Origin of the sequence: Pseudoalteromonas rhizosphaerae, from assembly GCF_028885455.1 — a bacterium.
In the GTDB taxonomy this organism is placed as follows: domain Bacteria; phylum Pseudomonadota; class Gammaproteobacteria; order Enterobacterales; family Alteromonadaceae; genus Pseudoalteromonas; species Pseudoalteromonas rhizosphaerae.
In genome coordinates, this window is sequence record NZ_CP118496.1 from 5244099 (window position 1) to 5259802 (window position 15704).

Genomic DNA, 15704 nt, shown 5'->3' on the forward strand with positions numbered 1-15704 from the left:
TTGAGATGAGTACGACTAAAGCTATAAGCCAAGAAAACATAGTAGTTGGTGAAGTTGCCAACGGCCTACCGCTCACAATTCCTGTCTATCGTTTAAAAGGCGATGGCACTGGGCCAAGTGTGTATGTGCAAGCTAATATGCACGGTGCAGAAGTACAAGGCAATGCGGTTATTTACCAATTACTTGAGCAGCTTAAGCATCTTGAACTCAAAGGCGATATCACCCTGGTGCCTTACGCGAACCCAATTGGTTGCAATCAAAAATCGGGCGAATTCACCCTTGGTCGTTTTGATCCAATCACCGGCACCAACTGGAACCGCATGTATCACTGCAATAGTAAGCTCGCGAGCCAATTTGCTGAGCAATATAGTGATGCCGATGAGCAAACCTTAAAAAGTGAGTTTAAAGCCGCACTGATTGATGAAGTAGACCAACAACTAAGCGGTCCAGCTTATCGCCTAACTACAGGCAAACGCATTGCACTTAACTTGCAAAAGTTGGCACACCAAGCTGATATCGTGCTCGACTTACACACAGGCCCCATTTCGAGTCAGCATTTATATTGCCCAGATTATGCCAAGGCCAGTGCCAACTACTTTAATATTCCTCATGTATTAATCATCCCTAATGATTTTGCAGGAGCAATGGATGAAGCAAGTTTTTGCCCATGGTGGCAATTAACCGAGGCATTAGCTCAACAAGGGCGTGAATTTAATGTTCAAGTTGAAGCTTTTACGGTCGAACTCGGCAGCCAAGAAAAAATCGATTTAACTGCGGCCCTTGATGATGCTAATAGTATTTTAAGTTACCTAAATAATAAGCAGGTATTCGTTGATGCCCCCTATCAGCCAAAAGTAATGAAGCGCTACGGCTGTGATTTAAATGATTACCTTGCTTACTATGCACCTATGGGCGGCATGGTTGAGTATATAGCGCCACTTGGCGGCCATATCAAAGCTGGCGAGCCGATTGCTAGAGTATTGCGAATGGAGCGCTACCTCGCAGAGCAACCATTACAAACCCTAACACTTGATTGTGACGCCATCGCGATTTTGCATTTTGCTTCAGCAAGCGTAAACCAAGGCACCGAACTATATAAATTCTTTACTAACGTATTTGAGCTTTAATTTTTATATCAAGCTCAACCCTTCTCATTGCGTGAGAGCACGACTATCCAATTGGAAAAAGTGCATTGAACAAGCGGCTTCGGCCGCTTTTTCTTTGTATTTATGGGCAAAAAGCGCCACAATCAACTAAGTTCAGTAACAATTCACTGATATTCAGTTAAAGTCTGCACTGAATAAAATATAATGAAAATCTATTTTCAGCTATTTTCTTGCACTGAAAATCACTCCATTATCATTTACTAATAACATACAACAGCTACTCTCTATTTGGCTTTATCAAAGGAAGAATAATGACTTGGCGCTACGGGTTCCTACTGACGACACTGCTTTCATACACCGCATTTGCACAATCAGAACAAGCTGAAAAAACAAATGAACAAGACAATGATCTTGAGCTAGTAAAGCAATGTATTTTAAATGAAGCCATTGGCGGCAAAGCCGAAATGACACTAGCGCAATTACGTGAAAAATGTAGTTCTCTCGATGAAAGTAAGCAGATCACCGTACTAGATAAACGCAAAGCCCGTGAACAGGTCAGTGAAAAAAACCGAAATGTGATCACTCCACATAAACGTAATTATATATTACCGCTGTCGTATGTATCCAACCCAAATGCCAGACCTTTTGACAATCTTAATGACCTATCAGAAAACAACGAAGGCGAAACACTTGATAACTTAGAAATAAAATATCAGTTATCAATCAAAGTACCATTATACAATGATTTTGCAGATAAAGACCAAGCTGTTTACTTTGGTTTTACACTGCAATCATTTTGGCAGTTTTATAACGACGATATTTCATCACCATTTCGTGAAACTAATTACGAACCCGAGATCTTTTGGGTTAATTATCTAGACCCCGAGCATGTTCTTTGGGGAGATGAAATGGCGATTGCGGTTGGTTTCGTGCATCAATCGAATGGCCGTAGCCAGCCTCACTCTCGTTCTTGGAATCGTATTTATGCCAATTTCGTTTGGGAAAATGATGGCTTTGTATTTAGTTTTAAACCTTGGTACCGCATCCCAGAAGATAGAAAAGAAGATCCTATGCAGGCTAAAGGCGACGATAACCCAGATATCTATAAATACATGGGTTACTTTGAATTTTCTGGCGCGTATAGACTAGATGATCATGAATTTAGCTTTATGACCCGCAATAATTTAAATTCAGATAACCGCGGTGCAATTCAACTGGATTGGTCATTTCCGTTATGGGGCCGACTACGAGGCTATGCCCAATACTTTAACGGTTACGGTGAAAGCTTAATAGATTATAACGCAGATATAGAACGTATTGGTGTGGGTATATTGTTAACTGATTTACTATAAAAGTTAAGGCCAAGCAATTGCTTGGCCTTATTTTTTGTTTGCTCTGAATTCTAACTACTTAATAATTTTAAATGTACCTTCAAACTCAGCAACCAGTAACTCACCATCGTAGATTTCCACTGGCACTACATAGCTCGCTTTGCCTTCTGACTCTAACTCGGCTAATTTACCTTTACAACCGCTTAAATCAACGCTGCCACGAGGGTCGTTATTAAGCGGTTTTAAATATTTAATATTAGCATCGGCTAACACTATATTACCTTCAAACCCGGCTTCTTTGAGTGCTAAATAAGTTGCGCCCCAGCCGGTTAACGTCGCTAAACTATAAATAGAGCCAGCAAACATAGTGTTATGCAAGTTTAAGTTCGCATTTAGATCTGCACTGGTGGTAAATTGCCAATCAGTGTAACTTTCAACTTTAATGCCCATAGCATCGCTGATCGGAATAGATTCGCGCCATGTATTTTGCAGAATTTGGGTCCAATTAGGATGACGGAACCAGCCTGGCTCAGACGGTTTTTGTTTCACCATTTTCCAGTGCTGTACATCATCGTAAGCTAAGTGAGCCTTTTCTTTTAATTCATAACCATGGCGCTTATAAAATTCTAATGCCCGTTCACGAGCGAATAAAACTAACTCATCGGCGTCTTGAGTCCAGGCTATTTTCTCAAGCTCATGCAATAAACGACTACCGATGTGTTGATTACGGTTACCTTGTGCAACCGCCATATAACGGACTTGCGCTTGTTGTTGATTATTAAAATGCAGTCGTGCAACACCTAACACTGCCCCCTCTTTATTTTTAATAAAGCGATGCTCAGCATCTTGCTCTAAATCATCCTGCTCAGAACCACGCGGTTCATTCCAAGGTGCGCGCAATACTTGCCAACGTAATTGATAATACGCTTGCCAATCTTCGCTACTTTGTGGTGTTGTCACCTGAAACATAATCACTCCTGTTGCTACCAAGGCCGCAAACGCTTGTTAATTCAAGATGCGTTTATCTAACTAAAAATGCGGTCAGTTATTATTTGCAAACTACCATACTCCATCTGATAAAAACTTGGAATACGACTTTGGTGAGCAACGCAAAATAACTGCTTTACCTGTAAAACTTGATAGACATATTGGCACTTTAGATTGACTCGTCTATGCTGATGTAACTATGGAACATTTTTTTGAAGACAACGGGGCAGTAAAGCACAGCTTTATCGAAGATTGTCACCGTATCGGGCAACTACTCTATTGGCACAAATATGGCGCCGATTGCATTCAGGTACGCCAACATAAGCAGTTACGTTGGTTATTGATCAACGAAACACTACAGTCAGTGGTCGAGAAAAGCAGCCCAAGCCATTTGCTGTTTCCACATTTACAATATTTAGCGCAATTATGGCAACCACTCTCAGCGCCAAACGCCGTACTTGAACTGGGCTTAGGTGGCGGTGCTATCCGCAATTACTTACAACACACCTACCCTGATAGTCAGCTACTCTCTGTAGAGAAAAATCCGAATATCATTCATTGCTATAAGCGTTTTTTTGGTGGTGAGCATGCATCGAATTTACGCTGTTTTGATGCTGAAGCTGTATTAGAGCATGGCCCACAATACGATTGGATCATTCTTGACCTATTTAGCCAATTAGATGCGCCGTTATTTTTATACAAACACCGCTTTTACGAAAAACTGCGCTGTGCTTTAACTAAAAATGGCTATTTGTTTATTAATTTTTTATCTCAGCATGATTCACAATTAAAGCAGTTAGAACATTTACTGATCACCACTTTTGGTAAAATACCTAGCATCGAAAAAATTCCAGGTTATGCCAACAACATCGTGGTGATCAGAAAATAACTGCTAGCCTTAACTACACTGTTAAATTAAATGTCACCGGCCCATCATTACATAAACTTACTTGCATATCCGCAGCAAATTGTCCTGTTGCTACGCTTAAACCCATAACTCGAGCTTGGCTAACAAAGTATTCGTATAGCTCATTAGCCTGTGCAGGTGTGGCTGCTGATGAAAAGCTTGGGCGCATGCCTTTTTTAGTATCTGCCGCCAGAGTAAATTGCGATACCACCAATAACTCACCTTGAATATCTTGCAGGCTTAAATTCATTTTGTCGTTTTCATCGCTAAATACGCGGTAATTACTAACTTTATGTAGCAGCTTATCAGTGCTTTGTTGATCATCATGCTTTTCAACCCCAAGCAACAATAAAAGCCCCTGCTCAATTTGACCAATTACCTGACCATCCACTTCAACTTTTGCGTGTTTTACGCGCTGAATTAATCCTTGCATCTATTCCTCGATAATTTGATACACATAAGATCGGCTGCACGCCGCACTGCCGCTAAATATACATTACTATCAACACCATGCCCAACACCATCTAAAATAAGTAACTGTGCGTTGAGTTGCTCAGCTAAATGCTGTACGGCATTAAAACGACACACTAAATCATGCCTGCCATGAATAAACCAAGTAGGAATTTTACTAATTTTTTTATAGTGTTCACCAATGAAGTTATCAGTAATAAAACACTGAGCAGTAAAGTAATGGACCATTAAACGCGCCATATTAAGCCCCAACTGTGGTGAACTTAACCCCCATTGATGTTGCTGTTTACCATGGCTTAATACGTTTTCCCATTGGCACCATAATTTAGCAAAGTGATTTGCATTAATTTGATTATCATCATTTAATTGCCGCCGATAAAACGCAAAAATGCTGGCAACATCAGGTAAATCCTGAGAAAAACGCGCATATAATTCAGGATAAAAATGTGCAGCAGCACCATGACGACTATATAGCCACTGAAAATCGGCTGAAGTAGCCAAAAACGTGCCTCGTAAAATTAACCCATGTACATGTTGAGTGTGTTCAATGGCATACAGCAAACACAGAGTTGCTCCCCACGAACCACCGCTTAACACCCACTTTTCTAGTCCTAAGTAAGTGCGTAAATAATCAAGGTCAGCGACCAGTTCTGAGGTTGTATTAGCGCTTGTTAGATGAGGAGTTGATTGCCCGCAGCCGCGTTGGCTATATAAAATAATACGATAACGGGTAGGATCAAAGAAACGGCAATTATCAGCATGCAAACCCACGCCGGGCCCGCCATGGCAAATTACCACCGGCAGGCCAGCTGGATCACCGTACTCTTGTACATGAATTTGGTGCCCACTTCCCACACTCAAATGAAAATCATGGTATGGGGTAATATTTGGATATAACTGCATAATGCCGACTCTCCTATCAGCGATGCAGTGAATTACTTATTAGCATCGCCCTCATCAAGGATAATATCAGATGTACCTTCGATATTTTTAGGGCCAATACATACTGTAAACTCTGCACCGAGTAACACAACCACCCACGACAAATACACCCACACAAATAAAATTGGAATAGTTGCCACCGCACCATAAATCACTTCGTATGAAGGAAAGTGACTGATATAAAGCGCAAAACCTTTTTTAGTTAATTCAAACAACAAGGCTGCAAATAAAGCACCTGGTACTGCAGCTTTAAAAGATACGCGAGTATTAGGCACTAAAGTATAGAGCATAATAAAGCCAGCCATAGAAATTAAATAAGGCAGTAATTTTAATAAAAAGCCACTAAAGCCCGGAATCCCCTGATCGGCAAATGATACTAACGACACAATATATGAAGTAACCCCAATACTTGCGCCTAATAACAATGGCCCTAAACTCAACACCATCCAATATACCGCGAAAGAAATCATCATTGGTCGCTTGGTTTTAATCCGCCAAATTCGATTCAGCGTCGCATCAACATTACGGATCAGTAGCAATGCTATCGCTGCAAGAAAACCAATACCTACAGCAGTCATTTGATTCGCATTACCTGCAAAAGACGTTATATGCTCTTTAATTACATCTGATGAGGTAGGCACAAAGTTAGTAAATAAAAAGTTTTCAATAGCAATACGGGTATCTTCAAAGCCAGGAAAAGCCGAGAAAATAGCCACGCCAACTGCAATTAAAGGAACCAATGAAAGTAAGGTTACATAGGCTAAATAACCAGCATTTACAGTAATTTGGTCGTCAATGCAGCGATTAATATACTGCATCCACCACGTTGGCTGCTGACGTATAAGTACCCTCAACTGCTGTTTATAATGTGCGACCTTTTCATTCATAAAGTTAACTTTCTGCTAAAATAGTTTTGATTATCATAGCAATCCACCACATAATTTACAGCACTAACGGATTTAAAAAGGGATCTCGATGAAAAAACTGACTTTACTCAGCGCACCAATATTGGCCTTATCATTGGCTTTATCTGGCTGCCAATCTGCATATTACTCGGCTATGGAATCAGTTGGTGTGCATAAGCGTGACATTTTAGTGGACCGCGTAGAAGCAACTAAAGAGTCTCAAGAAGAGTCTCAAGAGGAATTCCAATCTGCACTTGAACGTTTAACAACATTGATTAACTTTGATGGTGGAGATGTACAAGCAGCCTATGACCAACTCAATGATGACTACGAATCTAGCCTTGCGGCTGCTAATGACGTTACAAATAACATCAACAAAGTTGAAGATGTAGCTGAAGCATTGTTTGAAGAATGGAGCGATGAATTAGAACAATATTCTAACGCTTCACTTAAACGTGAAAGTAATAAAAAGCTCACCGCAACCAAACGTGACTTTGATAAACTGTTACGCTCTATGCGTAATGCTGAAAGCAAGATGGAGCCGGTACTGTCATCACTGCATGACAATGTTTTATACTTGAAGCATAACCTTAATGCACAAGCTGTATCAGCCATTCAAGGTGAATTCACTAATCTTAAGCGCGATATAAAAGTGTTAATGGATGACATGAACAAGTCGATTGCTGATTCAAATAAATTTATTGAGCAAATGAGTAAAGCAGGCTAAATCAGCCTGTGAGTTTGCCTGTCACTTATCAAGAGCGCTAGTTTGCTAGTCGCAGAGTAATCAAAGCCTACATTTATGTAGGCTTTTTTGTTGTTATATCTTGTTACTTTTTAAGTGTTATTTCATCTGCTATTTTTGCTACACTTTTACCTAATTAAAATTATAAAAACATTAAACAATGAAAATACGTGCAGCTAGTTTAATTATCGCATCAAGTTTATTAGCTGCGTGTAGCACTGCCAATAATGTGCAAAGAATTGCAGGCGCTGATACTGTTGTGCCACTTCATCAAGAGGGTGAGCAGGCTGGGCGCTACCACAACCTCTATCCAGGGAAAAAAAACTATCCGATTAGCTGCGAAAGCGATTGTTACCCAAGTAATGCTAACTTGGTATGTGAAACTCCGGGTGAAAACTGCCTCTATCAAGGCGCGCAACTAGCACCACAACTAAATACCGGCTACACAGTACGCTGGCTCGGTCACGCCGGGTTTATGATCAACACTCCTAACGGCCAGCAAGTTGTATTTGACCCAGTAAAAGAGCAATTTGACTCCCCTGTTGATTTAGCTTTTCGGCTGGCATCTGGGTTTTATCGTAAACCTGGCGATTGGCTTAGCGAAAGCGAACTTAACAATCTAGACGCAGTAATTTATTCTCATATCCATTACGATCACTTCAATAAAGCAGACATTGAAAGCATAGGTAATAAACCTCGCTACTTAACACCACTTGGTATGGCAGATAACTTTCCTACCGGTGGTTTTAATATTAGCGAAATGGCGTGGTATGCAAAAACTAAAATTGATGATTTAACCATTCATGCGCTACCTGCGCATCATTTTAGCAGTCGTGTGTTAGTGCCCTTTATTTACGAAGATAACGATAAAGATTTATGGAATGGCTGGTTACTTGAGCAAAATGGCAGCACTTTATTTTTTGCAGGCGACACAGGCTATTCAAAACACTTTAACGATATACAGAAAAAATATGGCGCTATCGATGTGTGCTTAATGCCAATCGCCTCGTACTACCACGAAGAGAATGGCAACTGGTATCGTTATGTACATACTACTCCTGAGGATGCCTTAACAGCCGCACAGGAGCTTAACTGTAAAGTTATGATACCTTGGGGCTATGGCAACTCAAGTTGGAAGATGGGCGATCACAGCAGCCATTCTGCATTGCTGCGCTTATTGCATATGTATGATGAAATGAAGTCACAAATCCCGCTGTATATTTTAAATGAAGGGCAAAGTGTCGCACTATAAAACGACACTTGGGTACTGATACGATTGCTCTTCCGCCTTACATTCATCATCACCGAGAGAGCGATTTATTGGCCCAAGTAACATACTAAACAAACCATTAATGATATTCGCTGTTTGATGTGTATCTGAACTATCAAGCGAGTGGTTCTGCACTTGCCGTTGCTGACTTTGTGCACTACCAACAACAAAGTCACAACCCGAGCTCATTACTTGCGACGAAGTACAGCCAGATAACAACATAGCCACAATCAACAACAATACGTTAGCCACAATTATTCCTTTTATATTAATTCTAGTAGTGCCATTACTTTACCTGTTAACTGAGCGAGAAAATGTAAAAAACTGTATTCACTTACGATCCATTACTATCACTAATTTTATACCTGAACATTCTGTCTGTTGTTTTCAATTTTTGTTTCAGTCACTATTGAACCACAAACAAAATAAGAAACTTTGAGAATTAGATGAAAACAGCCGCGCTTACCTTAGGCCTATTAATGAGCAACGCCGCTATGGCTATCGATGTAGAGCATACAGCAACACCAATTACTATTGACGGTGTATCTGAAAGCGCATGGGACCAAGCAAAATGGCAGCCTATGCCTTTTCTTATGGATGGCACCTTGCCTGACTCAGATAAAGACTTTAAAGGCCGCTACAAGTTACTTTGGGATGAAAACTACCTGTATTTACAAGCCGATATTGTGGATGATGTACTAATTGATACCCATCCAGATCCTACCGATAAGTACTGGGACGATGATGCCTTAGAAGTGTTTATTGATAGCGACGCATCTGGCGGTAACCATCAGTTCAATCATACTGCGTTTGCCTATCACATTGGTCTTGATAACCAAGCTGCCGATTTCGGAGCTGATAAAAAACCCCATTTATACACAGATCATTTAATCAGCCACTGGCAACGAAACAGTACCGCCCCATATAACATCACATGGGAAGTAGCCATTAAGCTCTACCCGAATGATTTCCAAGAAGGTGTGCCAAACACCCCGCTTAAGTTAACGGCAAAGCAAGTAATCGGCTTTATGCTCGCCTACTGCGATAACGACGGCAGTAAAATTCGTGAGCACTTTATGGGTTCGCATGAAGTACAACCCGTAAATGGCAGCCGCAACCTAGGCTATATCGACGCCAGCGTATTTGGAAAGGTTACGTTATTACCGAAAAAGTGATGGAAGTTAGCCGCGCAGGTTGGAGTGAGCGAAGCGAAACCCAACCAAAAATACACTCCCAATAAACGCAGGAGCTTTGCATTATCTGTTGTTTCACCCTTTCCTCATTCACTTCTCTTTGTGCAAAAAATCTTTAAGTGAATTATTCACAAAGAGGATAAGAGGCGCTGCGCTTTTAGAGGAAAAAGATTATTCCCAGAGATAGATTATGTTGCAAGATTTTTTGAAATCTAGCGACTACCTAATGAATCATTTCATAATAAACATAATATCAACAGCAACGATTGCTGGATTTGATTAAACTTTACTGTTTGTGTGCACCCTCTTGGTGATGAGAACGCTTTTAACCTAGATCCTAGCACCTCTAATACCAATCTGCCAAATTATGTGATCTAATTAGCACACTGATACTTATCTACTTTTACTAAATTGAACTTAGAAAAATCCAAGCAACTTTTAGCTTTATCACGTAAAGAGCCTAATGCAAGAAAGCGCATACGCCTGCTTGCTGTTTCATTATTCTTTGAGGGTTAAAACAGAACGAATATTGCTAAGCGCCTAAATACAGCGCGCGGCAGTGTCAATAAATGGGTTTCAAACTACCTTAATAATGGCGTTACTGGCTTGAACAACAAACCGATTAAAGGTCGTCCAGCTAAATTAACCTTACAACAACTAAACACACTGTCAGATTATGTAAAACAGTCAGCAAGTTCTTCAGAAGCAGGCAGACTAATGGGGGAAGATATTGCTCAGTATATTTATGACCAGTTCAATGTAAGGTATCACACCGATCATATTTACAAACTGCTCAAGAAGCGTGTGTAATGGTCTAATGAAACTGGAGAGGTTTATAGCGTAAAATGAGCTAAACCAAAAAGGTATCACTATGACCAGAAAATCAAAAGTAACACTCAGTGCACAACAAAAACTTGAATATGCCAAATTAATGGTAGAAGAAGGTTATACCAATAAGCAAATTGAAGAGATGTCTGGCGCAGGAAAGTCAGCAGTATCACGTTGGAAGCAACAATATCTATCTGAGCTAGATGGTAAGAGCCCGGGAAATGTACAAGCACTCACACCTGAACAGCAACGTATTCAAGTGCTAGAGAAGCAGCTACAGCGCGCTTTAAGGGATAATGATATATTAAAAAAAGCCACCGCTTTCTTCATTCGCGACAATCAAAATTTAAAGTAATTAAAGCGTTGAAGAAAGCGACCCCAAGTTATACGGTATCTGAGTTGTGTCGTGCTTTAGAAGTCAGTACAAGTAGTTATTATTATGCGCCCGTCACGCCAAATAAGTCAGAGCAGGCACTGCTGGCGTTAATTGAATCTATCGCTGACGATTCCGGTTATACGTATGGTAGACGCAGAGTGCACGTTGAATTGAATGCGTTAAATCATACGATTGGAATATATAAAACAGCGGCACTGATGAAAAAGTTGAATATAAAAGCCATCAGGCCGAAGAAAAAACATTACTACCCTAATTCAGGTGATAAACATAAGTACGCACAGAACCTCTTAAAACGAGAGTTTAACCCTGATTCACATAACACGCATTGGGTCGGTGATATTACCTATATTAGGAATCACCAAGGGTGGAGTTACTTGGCCTGTGTGTTAGATTTATCAACGAGGGAAGTTGTAGGGTATGCCTTATCAACAAGCCCAAATGCTGAATTGGCTATAGCAGCATTGAATAATGCTATTAAGCGTCAACAGCCGGTTCTTAATCAACTGATGTTTCATTCCGATCAGGGGTGTCAGTATTCTGCGGCCTCGTTTAGAGCTCGGTTATCACAACTAACTATAACGCAAAGTATGAGTCGTCGAGGTAATTGTTGGGATAATGCAGTAATGGAGCGATTTTTTAGAAGTTTAAAAACAGAGCGACTGAATCGCCTGTCATTTATAAATCATCATTCAGTTATAAGTGAGGTGGACAATTATATTCAGTTTTACAATTACAAACGTAGGCATTCTACGCTTAATTATATGACGCCACATCAGAAATATAATGAATTAAAAAATGCCGCTTAGAATCTCTACAGAATTTGTTGACCATTACATTATGAAGAAATAGTCGAACAGGTTTCGCAAGCGTGGAATAAATTCATTTCCGTTCCTGATACGGTTAAAAGCATATGCTCTAGAGACTGGATAAAATTGACTTAATCTTTATGCAGATTGGTATTATATAGCAACATCAAGATCTTCACTGAATTTTAGACATAAAAAAACACTCATTAAGAGTGTCGATTCATTATTACTTGATTTCAGTGGTTGCGGGAGCCGGATTTGAACCGACGACCTTCGGGTTATGAGCCCGACGAGCTACCAGGCTGCTCCATCCCGCGCCTGAAATTGCAGATTTATTTATAGTTGCTATACATGACAACTTGGCTTCCAATAAAAATTGGTTGCGGGAGCCGGATTTGAACCGACGACCTTCGGGTTATGAGCCCGACGAGCTACCAGGCTGCTCCATCCCGCGCCTGTATATTTTAAGTCTATCGACTAGTGATTTTTAACTCTCACCTAGAGTTTACAGTAACCGCTTCTTAAAAAGAATTGGTTGCGGGAGCCGGATTTGAACCGACGACCTTCGGGTTATGAGCCCGACGAGCTACCAGGCTGCTCCATCCCGCGCCTGTAATTTCTTTTTCAACGGTTTCGCGTTATTTGCGAGCCTGTTTCGAAGAGAGCGCTATAGTATAGGAATCATATTATAATGCAACAGTTAAACTGCTTAAAGCTGTTCAACCGAACAAAAAGCAAACAAATAGAGTAATTAAAGCGCTCTTTGGTGTGGACTGATCATTTTTTGCCACTCCCAATCAGGGTGACCCATCACTATAAAGTCAGGGTTCTCTGTACTCTCACGCTGATTGTAGGTTAATGGATTAAATTCAGCATCAGTAATACAGCCACCTGCTTCTTCAACAATTATTTGCGATGCTCCCGTATCCCACTCACCTGTTGGCCCTATCCGTAAAAAACAGTCAGCTTTACCCTCAGCAACAATACATGCTTTTAAAGAGCATGAACCTACAGCAACTGTTGTAAACTGCGCGTTCAAGTATTGACTAACAGCTTCAATTTTTTGACGACGACTAACAGCCAAAGTTAAGTTATCTGGAGTGGCAACATTGATCTGCTGCTCTACGCCATCGACACGCTTAAATGCACCATTTTGATAACTGGCAAAGTAAGTTGTCTCTTTCGCTGGCCAATAAATCACCCCAAGCACTGGGCGATTGTTTTCAATCAAAGCGATATTTACCGCAAAGTCGCCGCTTTCTAAAATAAACTCACCGGTACCGTCCATTGGATCGAGTAACCAATAGCGCTGCCAATCTTGCCTATCCGCTAAAGCAGGGATTGGTGTTTCTTCTGACATAATAGGAATATCTGGCGCTAGTGCTTTTAATCCAGCAACTAACACATCGTTAGCGGCTAAATCGGCTTTAGTGACAGGTGTGTGATCTGACTTTTCTTGCTGGCCAATATCATCTTTCTTGTAAATAGCCATAATCGCAGCACCAGCGCTTTGCGCAAGCTCAATACATGGCTCAAGTAATTCAATCATTCGCAGCTCCTGATTCTAAATGCTTAGTTAATAATAGCAAAGCTGCAACGCTTCGTGCTTCGGTGAAGTCTGATTGTTGTAATAATGACTGCCAATCGGTTAATGGCCACTTAACAACCACTAATGGTTCTGGCTCGTCCCCAACTAAAGTTTGCGGATAAAGTTGTTGCGCAAACAATATGTGCATAGTCGCATTAAAGTAACTGGGTGCCATTGAAACCACTTTAAGTGGCTGAAGTTGCTCAGCACCAAAGCCAACTTCTTCTTTTAATTCTCGGTTTGCTGCTTGTTCTGGTGTTTCACCAGGATCAATTAAGCCTTTTGGGAAGCCTAGTTGATAATCATTAGTGCCAGCACAATATTCTCGTACTAACAGTAATTCATTATCAGCTGTTAATGGCACTATCATTACAGCCCCTCGGCCACCGCCGCGGATCCGTTCGTATTGACGCTGTTCGTCATTTGAAAATTTTAATTCAAGTGATTCCACCGTAAATAATCGGCTTTTAGCAACAACTTCGGTGCGAAGAATTTGTGGTGGTGTTGGGTGCTTTTTCTGTGTCATTGGCATTAATTTGCTATCATGGCAGTTAGTTCAATAATAAACCCTATAAGATGAAATTCCTATGTTAAATTGGTCAAAAATCGATACTGTGCTGCTAGATATGGATGGCACTTTGCTCGATCTCCATTTTGATAATCACTTTTGGCTGACAGTGATCCCTGAGCAACTCGCTATCGCAAAGAATATTAGTTTGGCACAAGCCCAAGCGGATATATTAAAACGCTATCAAGCCGTTAGCGGTCAAATCCAATGGTATTGCTTAGATTACTGGGAACAACAACTTAATTTACCTATTATGGAGCTAAAATATCAGCATCAGCACCTCATTAAAATGCGTGAGGATGTACCTGCATTTTTAACATCGTTGCGAAAAGCGGGTAAAGAGTTGATTTTACTTACCAACGCACACCCGGAAAGTGTCATGCTCAAGTTTGAAAAAACCAATATTGATAACTATTTAGATGGTGTGGTGTCGACTCATCAATATGGTGTGAGTAAAGAGCAGCAAAGCTTATGGCAGCAAGTACAACTCGATTTAGGTTTTGATAAGCAGCGTACGCTGTTCGTTGACGACAGTTTAGCGGTACTAAACGCCGCAAAAGAATATGGTATTGGCCATTTATTGGCGGTTGCAAACCCAGATAGTAAACAACCGCACAATGAAATCAGTGACTATTTGAGCGTCACTGATTTTCGTGACATGCTGCCTTAATTTTTAGGGTAGCGAGCCTCTAAGCCTTGATATACAAGCTTTGCAAAATCAGCATGTTCCGTATTCAGGCTTTTAACGACCTCAACTAAATGCTCGTTATCTTCTTTGCCATGCCATTCTTTAATGTAGCTACCATCTTTATAACCATTATCTTGGCGGAAAAAATTAAGCGTATTTTTACCTACATAGCCTCGATATAAATCATCAATATCCATACCTATTTGCGCCATACATCCAGCGAAGGCTGCGGCGTTAAAGGTTTTCTCAGCGACGGCTGACGCGGCGAGAATTTCTAACGTTTGTTTGAAATCATCAGCTTGTTGCGGTGCACTTAACTGTTGTTCCAACTGCTTAGCAAGATCTAAATAACTGGTCTCACCATCAATGCGTAACGATAAACCGAAGTGAAAAATATCAACCAATTCTAAAATAACTTGCTCGGTATCTGGAGTTTGCTTTTTCCACCATTTCCAACCGTAATGATCAAGCATTTCAGCGCATTCAACCCAAATAGCGCGATACCATTCAAAGCCTTGGCTAAACCATTGATCATGAACTTTGGTGTTCATGGCATTTTGCATTTCTAGCATCACCACTAGTTTATTTAAATTGGCAGACATATCTCTTCCAGTTACTATTTTAATTGCTGTAATAATACAGGTATACCCAAACCACCTCAAGATGCAGAATTCAGCGTTTCACAGGAGCTTAATATCAAGGCGTTACTTTGCAACAATGGCAGTCCCTTTTAAGAAGCAACAACGATGAGAGTAAGTGCCTGTGAAACGCCCAACGGGTTGGTTTAAAAGCGATTTATACTGCGTTATTGATTTTAACAATAGAACCACTATTCCTTGCAATCAATGCCTTGCCTAAATCGCTTGTAATTCCAACTGAAACTCGCATCTTGAGCTGATTTGGGTATTAACTGAGATCTAATGAAATTATTTCTCCACTTCGCCTATCTTATATGTAACGCGTTTAAAAATT

The 15704-nt window shown here is 40.6% G+C and carries 17 protein-coding genes and 3 tRNA genes; 9 read left to right on the forward strand and 11 right to left on the reverse strand.

What is annotated here, in order from left to right; all coding sequences use genetic code 11:
• Positions 1-5 precede the first annotated feature (5 nt).
• Positions 6-1127 (forward strand): succinylglutamate desuccinylase/aspartoacylase family protein, encoded by a 1122-nt coding sequence (locus PVK79_RS22925; RefSeq protein WP_257324950.1) that lies wholly within the window; start codon positions 6-8, stop codon positions 1125-1127.
• Positions 1128-1417: 290 nt separating this feature from the next.
• The gene (locus PVK79_RS22930; protein ID WP_182778665.1) at positions 1418-2458 is read left to right on the forward strand and encodes a phospholipase A; all 1041 of its coding nucleotides are present in this window, start codon (positions 1418-1420) and stop codon (positions 2456-2458) included.
• A gap of 54 nt (positions 2459-2512) precedes the next feature.
• Here PVK79_RS22930 and PVK79_RS22935 read toward each other — a convergent pair whose 3' ends face one another.
• On the reverse strand, positions 2513-3406 hold the full coding sequence (locus PVK79_RS22935) for a bifunctional GNAT family N-acetyltransferase/hotdog fold thioesterase (protein ID WP_182732352.1): 894 nt from the start codon (positions 3404-3406) through the stop codon (positions 2513-2515).
• A 217-nt stretch (positions 3407-3623) separates the two neighbouring features.
• Here PVK79_RS22935 and PVK79_RS22940 point away from each other — a divergent pair, with 217 nt between their 5' ends.
• A complete protein-coding gene (locus PVK79_RS22940; protein ID WP_182732351.1) occupies positions 3624-4313 on the forward strand; it encodes a spermidine synthase in 690 nt (229 codons plus the stop codon).
• Between the two features lie 13 nt (positions 4314-4326).
• Here PVK79_RS22940 and dtd read toward each other — a convergent pair whose 3' ends face one another.
• The 3 genes from dtd to PVK79_RS22955 are packed head-to-tail and all read right to left on the reverse strand — an operon-like array spanning position 4327 to position 6631.
• Positions 4327-4764, reverse strand: a complete 438-nt coding sequence (dtd, locus tag PVK79_RS22945) for a D-aminoacyl-tRNA deacylase (RefSeq protein ID WP_182732350.1) — start codon at positions 4762-4764, stop codon at positions 4327-4329.
• Complete coding sequence (locus PVK79_RS22950) at positions 4752-5705, reverse strand: alpha/beta fold hydrolase (protein WP_182735691.1); 954 nt, start codon at positions 5703-5705, stop codon at positions 4752-4754. The genes dtd and PVK79_RS22950 overlap by 13 nt, the downstream gene beginning before the upstream one ends.
• 32 nt (positions 5706-5737) lie before the next feature.
• A complete protein-coding gene (locus PVK79_RS22955; RefSeq protein ID WP_182735690.1) occupies positions 5738-6631 on the reverse strand; it encodes a virulence factor BrkB family protein in 894 nt (297 codons plus the stop codon).
• Positions 6632-6719: 88 nt separating this feature from the next.
• On the opposite strand from PVK79_RS22955, the gene PVK79_RS22960 reads away from it, so the two are divergent.
• Positions 6720-7376: a DUF2959 domain-containing protein gene (locus PVK79_RS22960; RefSeq protein WP_145237960.1), complete on the forward strand. Its 657-nt coding sequence runs from the start codon at positions 6720-6722 to the stop codon at positions 7374-7376.
• Between the two features lie 178 nt (positions 7377-7554).
• Entirely contained in the window at positions 7555-8646 is a 1092-nt protein-coding gene (locus PVK79_RS22965; RefSeq protein ID WP_182735689.1) for an MBL fold metallo-hydrolase, read from the forward strand.
• Here PVK79_RS22965 and PVK79_RS22970 read toward each other — a convergent pair.
• Positions 8641-8916 (reverse strand): hypothetical protein, encoded by a 276-nt coding sequence (locus tag PVK79_RS22970; protein WP_257324957.1) that lies wholly within the window; start codon positions 8914-8916, stop codon positions 8641-8643. The two genes, PVK79_RS22965 and PVK79_RS22970, sit on opposite strands and share 6 nt — an antisense overlap.
• 194 nt (positions 8917-9110) lie before the next feature.
• Between PVK79_RS22970 and PVK79_RS22975 the strand changes: the two genes are divergently transcribed.
• The 3 genes from PVK79_RS22975 (at position 9111) to PVK79_RS22985 (ending at position 11888) form a co-directional block, all read left to right on the forward strand.
• A complete protein-coding gene (locus PVK79_RS22975; protein WP_182732346.1) occupies positions 9111-9839 on the forward strand; it encodes a CBM9 family sugar-binding protein in 729 nt (242 codons plus the stop codon).
• A 624-nt stretch (positions 9840-10463) separates the two neighbouring features.
• The gene (locus PVK79_RS22980; protein ID WP_274803995.1) at positions 10464-10667 is read left to right on the forward strand and encodes a winged helix-turn-helix domain-containing protein; all 204 of its coding nucleotides are present in this window, start codon (positions 10464-10466) and stop codon (positions 10665-10667) included.
• 61 nt (positions 10668-10728) lie between these two features.
• Positions 10729-11888 (forward strand): IS3 family transposase gene (locus tag PVK79_RS22985; RefSeq protein WP_257324959.1). Its coding sequence is split into 2 segments (ribosomal slippage): positions 10729-11002 and positions 11002-11888, totalling 1161 coding nucleotides; the frame shifts between segments, so codons are not numbered across the junction.
• A gap of 240 nt (positions 11889-12128) precedes the next feature.
• Here PVK79_RS22985 and PVK79_RS22990 read toward each other — a convergent pair.
• From PVK79_RS22990 to nudE, 5 genes are all read right to left on the reverse strand, one after another.
• Positions 12129-12205 (reverse strand) — tRNA-Met (locus PVK79_RS22990).
• A gap of 60 nt (positions 12206-12265) precedes the next feature.
• A tRNA-Met gene (locus PVK79_RS22995) sits at positions 12266-12342 on the reverse strand.
• Positions 12343-12420: 78 nt separating this feature from the next.
• Positions 12421-12497: transfer RNA gene (locus tag PVK79_RS23000), tRNA-Met, on the reverse strand.
• A 142-nt stretch (positions 12498-12639) separates the two neighbouring features.
• Positions 12640-13437, reverse strand: a complete 798-nt coding sequence (gene cysQ, locus PVK79_RS23005; protein WP_145242561.1) for a 3'(2'),5'-bisphosphate nucleotidase CysQ — start codon at positions 13435-13437, stop codon at positions 12640-12642.
• On the reverse strand, positions 13430-14002 hold the full coding sequence (gene nudE / locus PVK79_RS23010; protein ID WP_179959231.1) for an ADP compounds hydrolase NudE: 573 nt from the start codon (positions 14000-14002) through the stop codon (positions 13430-13432). The genes cysQ and nudE overlap by 8 nt, the downstream gene beginning before the upstream one ends.
• Before the next feature lie 61 nt (positions 14003-14063).
• Between nudE and yrfG the strand changes: the two genes are divergently transcribed.
• Complete coding sequence (gene yrfG / locus PVK79_RS23015) at positions 14064-14714, forward strand: GMP/IMP nucleotidase (protein WP_145242565.1); 651 nt, start codon at positions 14064-14066, stop codon at positions 14712-14714.
• On the opposite strand, the gene PVK79_RS23020 is transcribed toward yrfG, so the two are convergent.
• A complete protein-coding gene (locus tag PVK79_RS23020; protein ID WP_257324966.1) occupies positions 14711-15334 on the reverse strand; it encodes a dUTP diphosphatase in 624 nt (207 codons plus the stop codon). The two genes, yrfG and PVK79_RS23020, sit on opposite strands and share 4 nt — an antisense overlap.
• Positions 15335-15704 lie beyond the last annotated feature (370 nt).

What these genes read in the sequence shown, in the direction of transcription:
- PVK79_RS22930 (WP_182778665.1), top strand. Translation starts at nt 1,418, where the DNA reads ATGACTTGGCGCTACGGGTTCCTACTGACGACACTGCTTTCATACACC.
- PVK79_RS22965 (WP_182735689.1), top strand. Translation starts at nt 7,555, where the DNA reads ATGAAAATACGTGCAGCTAGTTTAATTATCGCATCAAGTTTATTAGCT.
- PVK79_RS22955 (WP_182735690.1), bottom strand. Translation starts at nt 6,631, where the DNA reads ATGAATGAAAAGGTCGCACATTATAAACAGCAGTTGAGGGTACTTATA.
- PVK79_RS22950 (WP_182735691.1), bottom strand. Translation starts at nt 5,705, where the DNA reads ATGCAGTTATATCCAAATATTACCCCATACCATGATTTTCATTTGAGT.
- yrfG (WP_145242565.1), top strand. Translation starts at nt 14,064, where the DNA reads ATGTTAAATTGGTCAAAAATCGATACTGTGCTGCTAGATATGGATGGC.
- PVK79_RS22935 (WP_182732352.1), bottom strand. Translation starts at nt 3,406, where the DNA reads ATGTTTCAGGTGACAACACCACAAAGTAGCGAAGATTGGCAAGCGTAT.
- dtd (WP_182732350.1), bottom strand. Translation starts at nt 4,764, where the DNA reads ATGCAAGGATTAATTCAGCGCGTAAAACACGCAAAAGTTGAAGTGGAT.
- PVK79_RS22940 (WP_182732351.1), top strand. Translation starts at nt 3,624, where the DNA reads ATGGAACATTTTTTTGAAGACAACGGGGCAGTAAAGCACAGCTTTATC.
- PVK79_RS22975 (WP_182732346.1), top strand. Translation starts at nt 9,111, where the DNA reads ATGAAAACAGCCGCGCTTACCTTAGGCCTATTAATGAGCAACGCCGCT.
- PVK79_RS22925 (WP_257324950.1), top strand. Translation starts at nt 6, where the DNA reads ATGAGTACGACTAAAGCTATAAGCCAAGAAAACATAGTAGTTGGTGAA.
- nudE (WP_179959231.1), bottom strand. Translation starts at nt 14,002, where the DNA reads ATGACACAGAAAAAGCACCCAACACCACCACAAATTCTTCGCACCGAA.
- PVK79_RS23020 (WP_257324966.1), bottom strand. Translation starts at nt 15,334, where the DNA reads ATGTCTGCCAATTTAAATAAACTAGTGGTGATGCTAGAAATGCAAAAT.
- cysQ (WP_145242561.1), bottom strand. Translation starts at nt 13,437, where the DNA reads ATGATTGAATTACTTGAGCCATGTATTGAGCTTGCGCAAAGCGCTGGT.
- PVK79_RS22960 (WP_145237960.1), top strand. Translation starts at nt 6,720, where the DNA reads ATGAAAAAACTGACTTTACTCAGCGCACCAATATTGGCCTTATCATTG.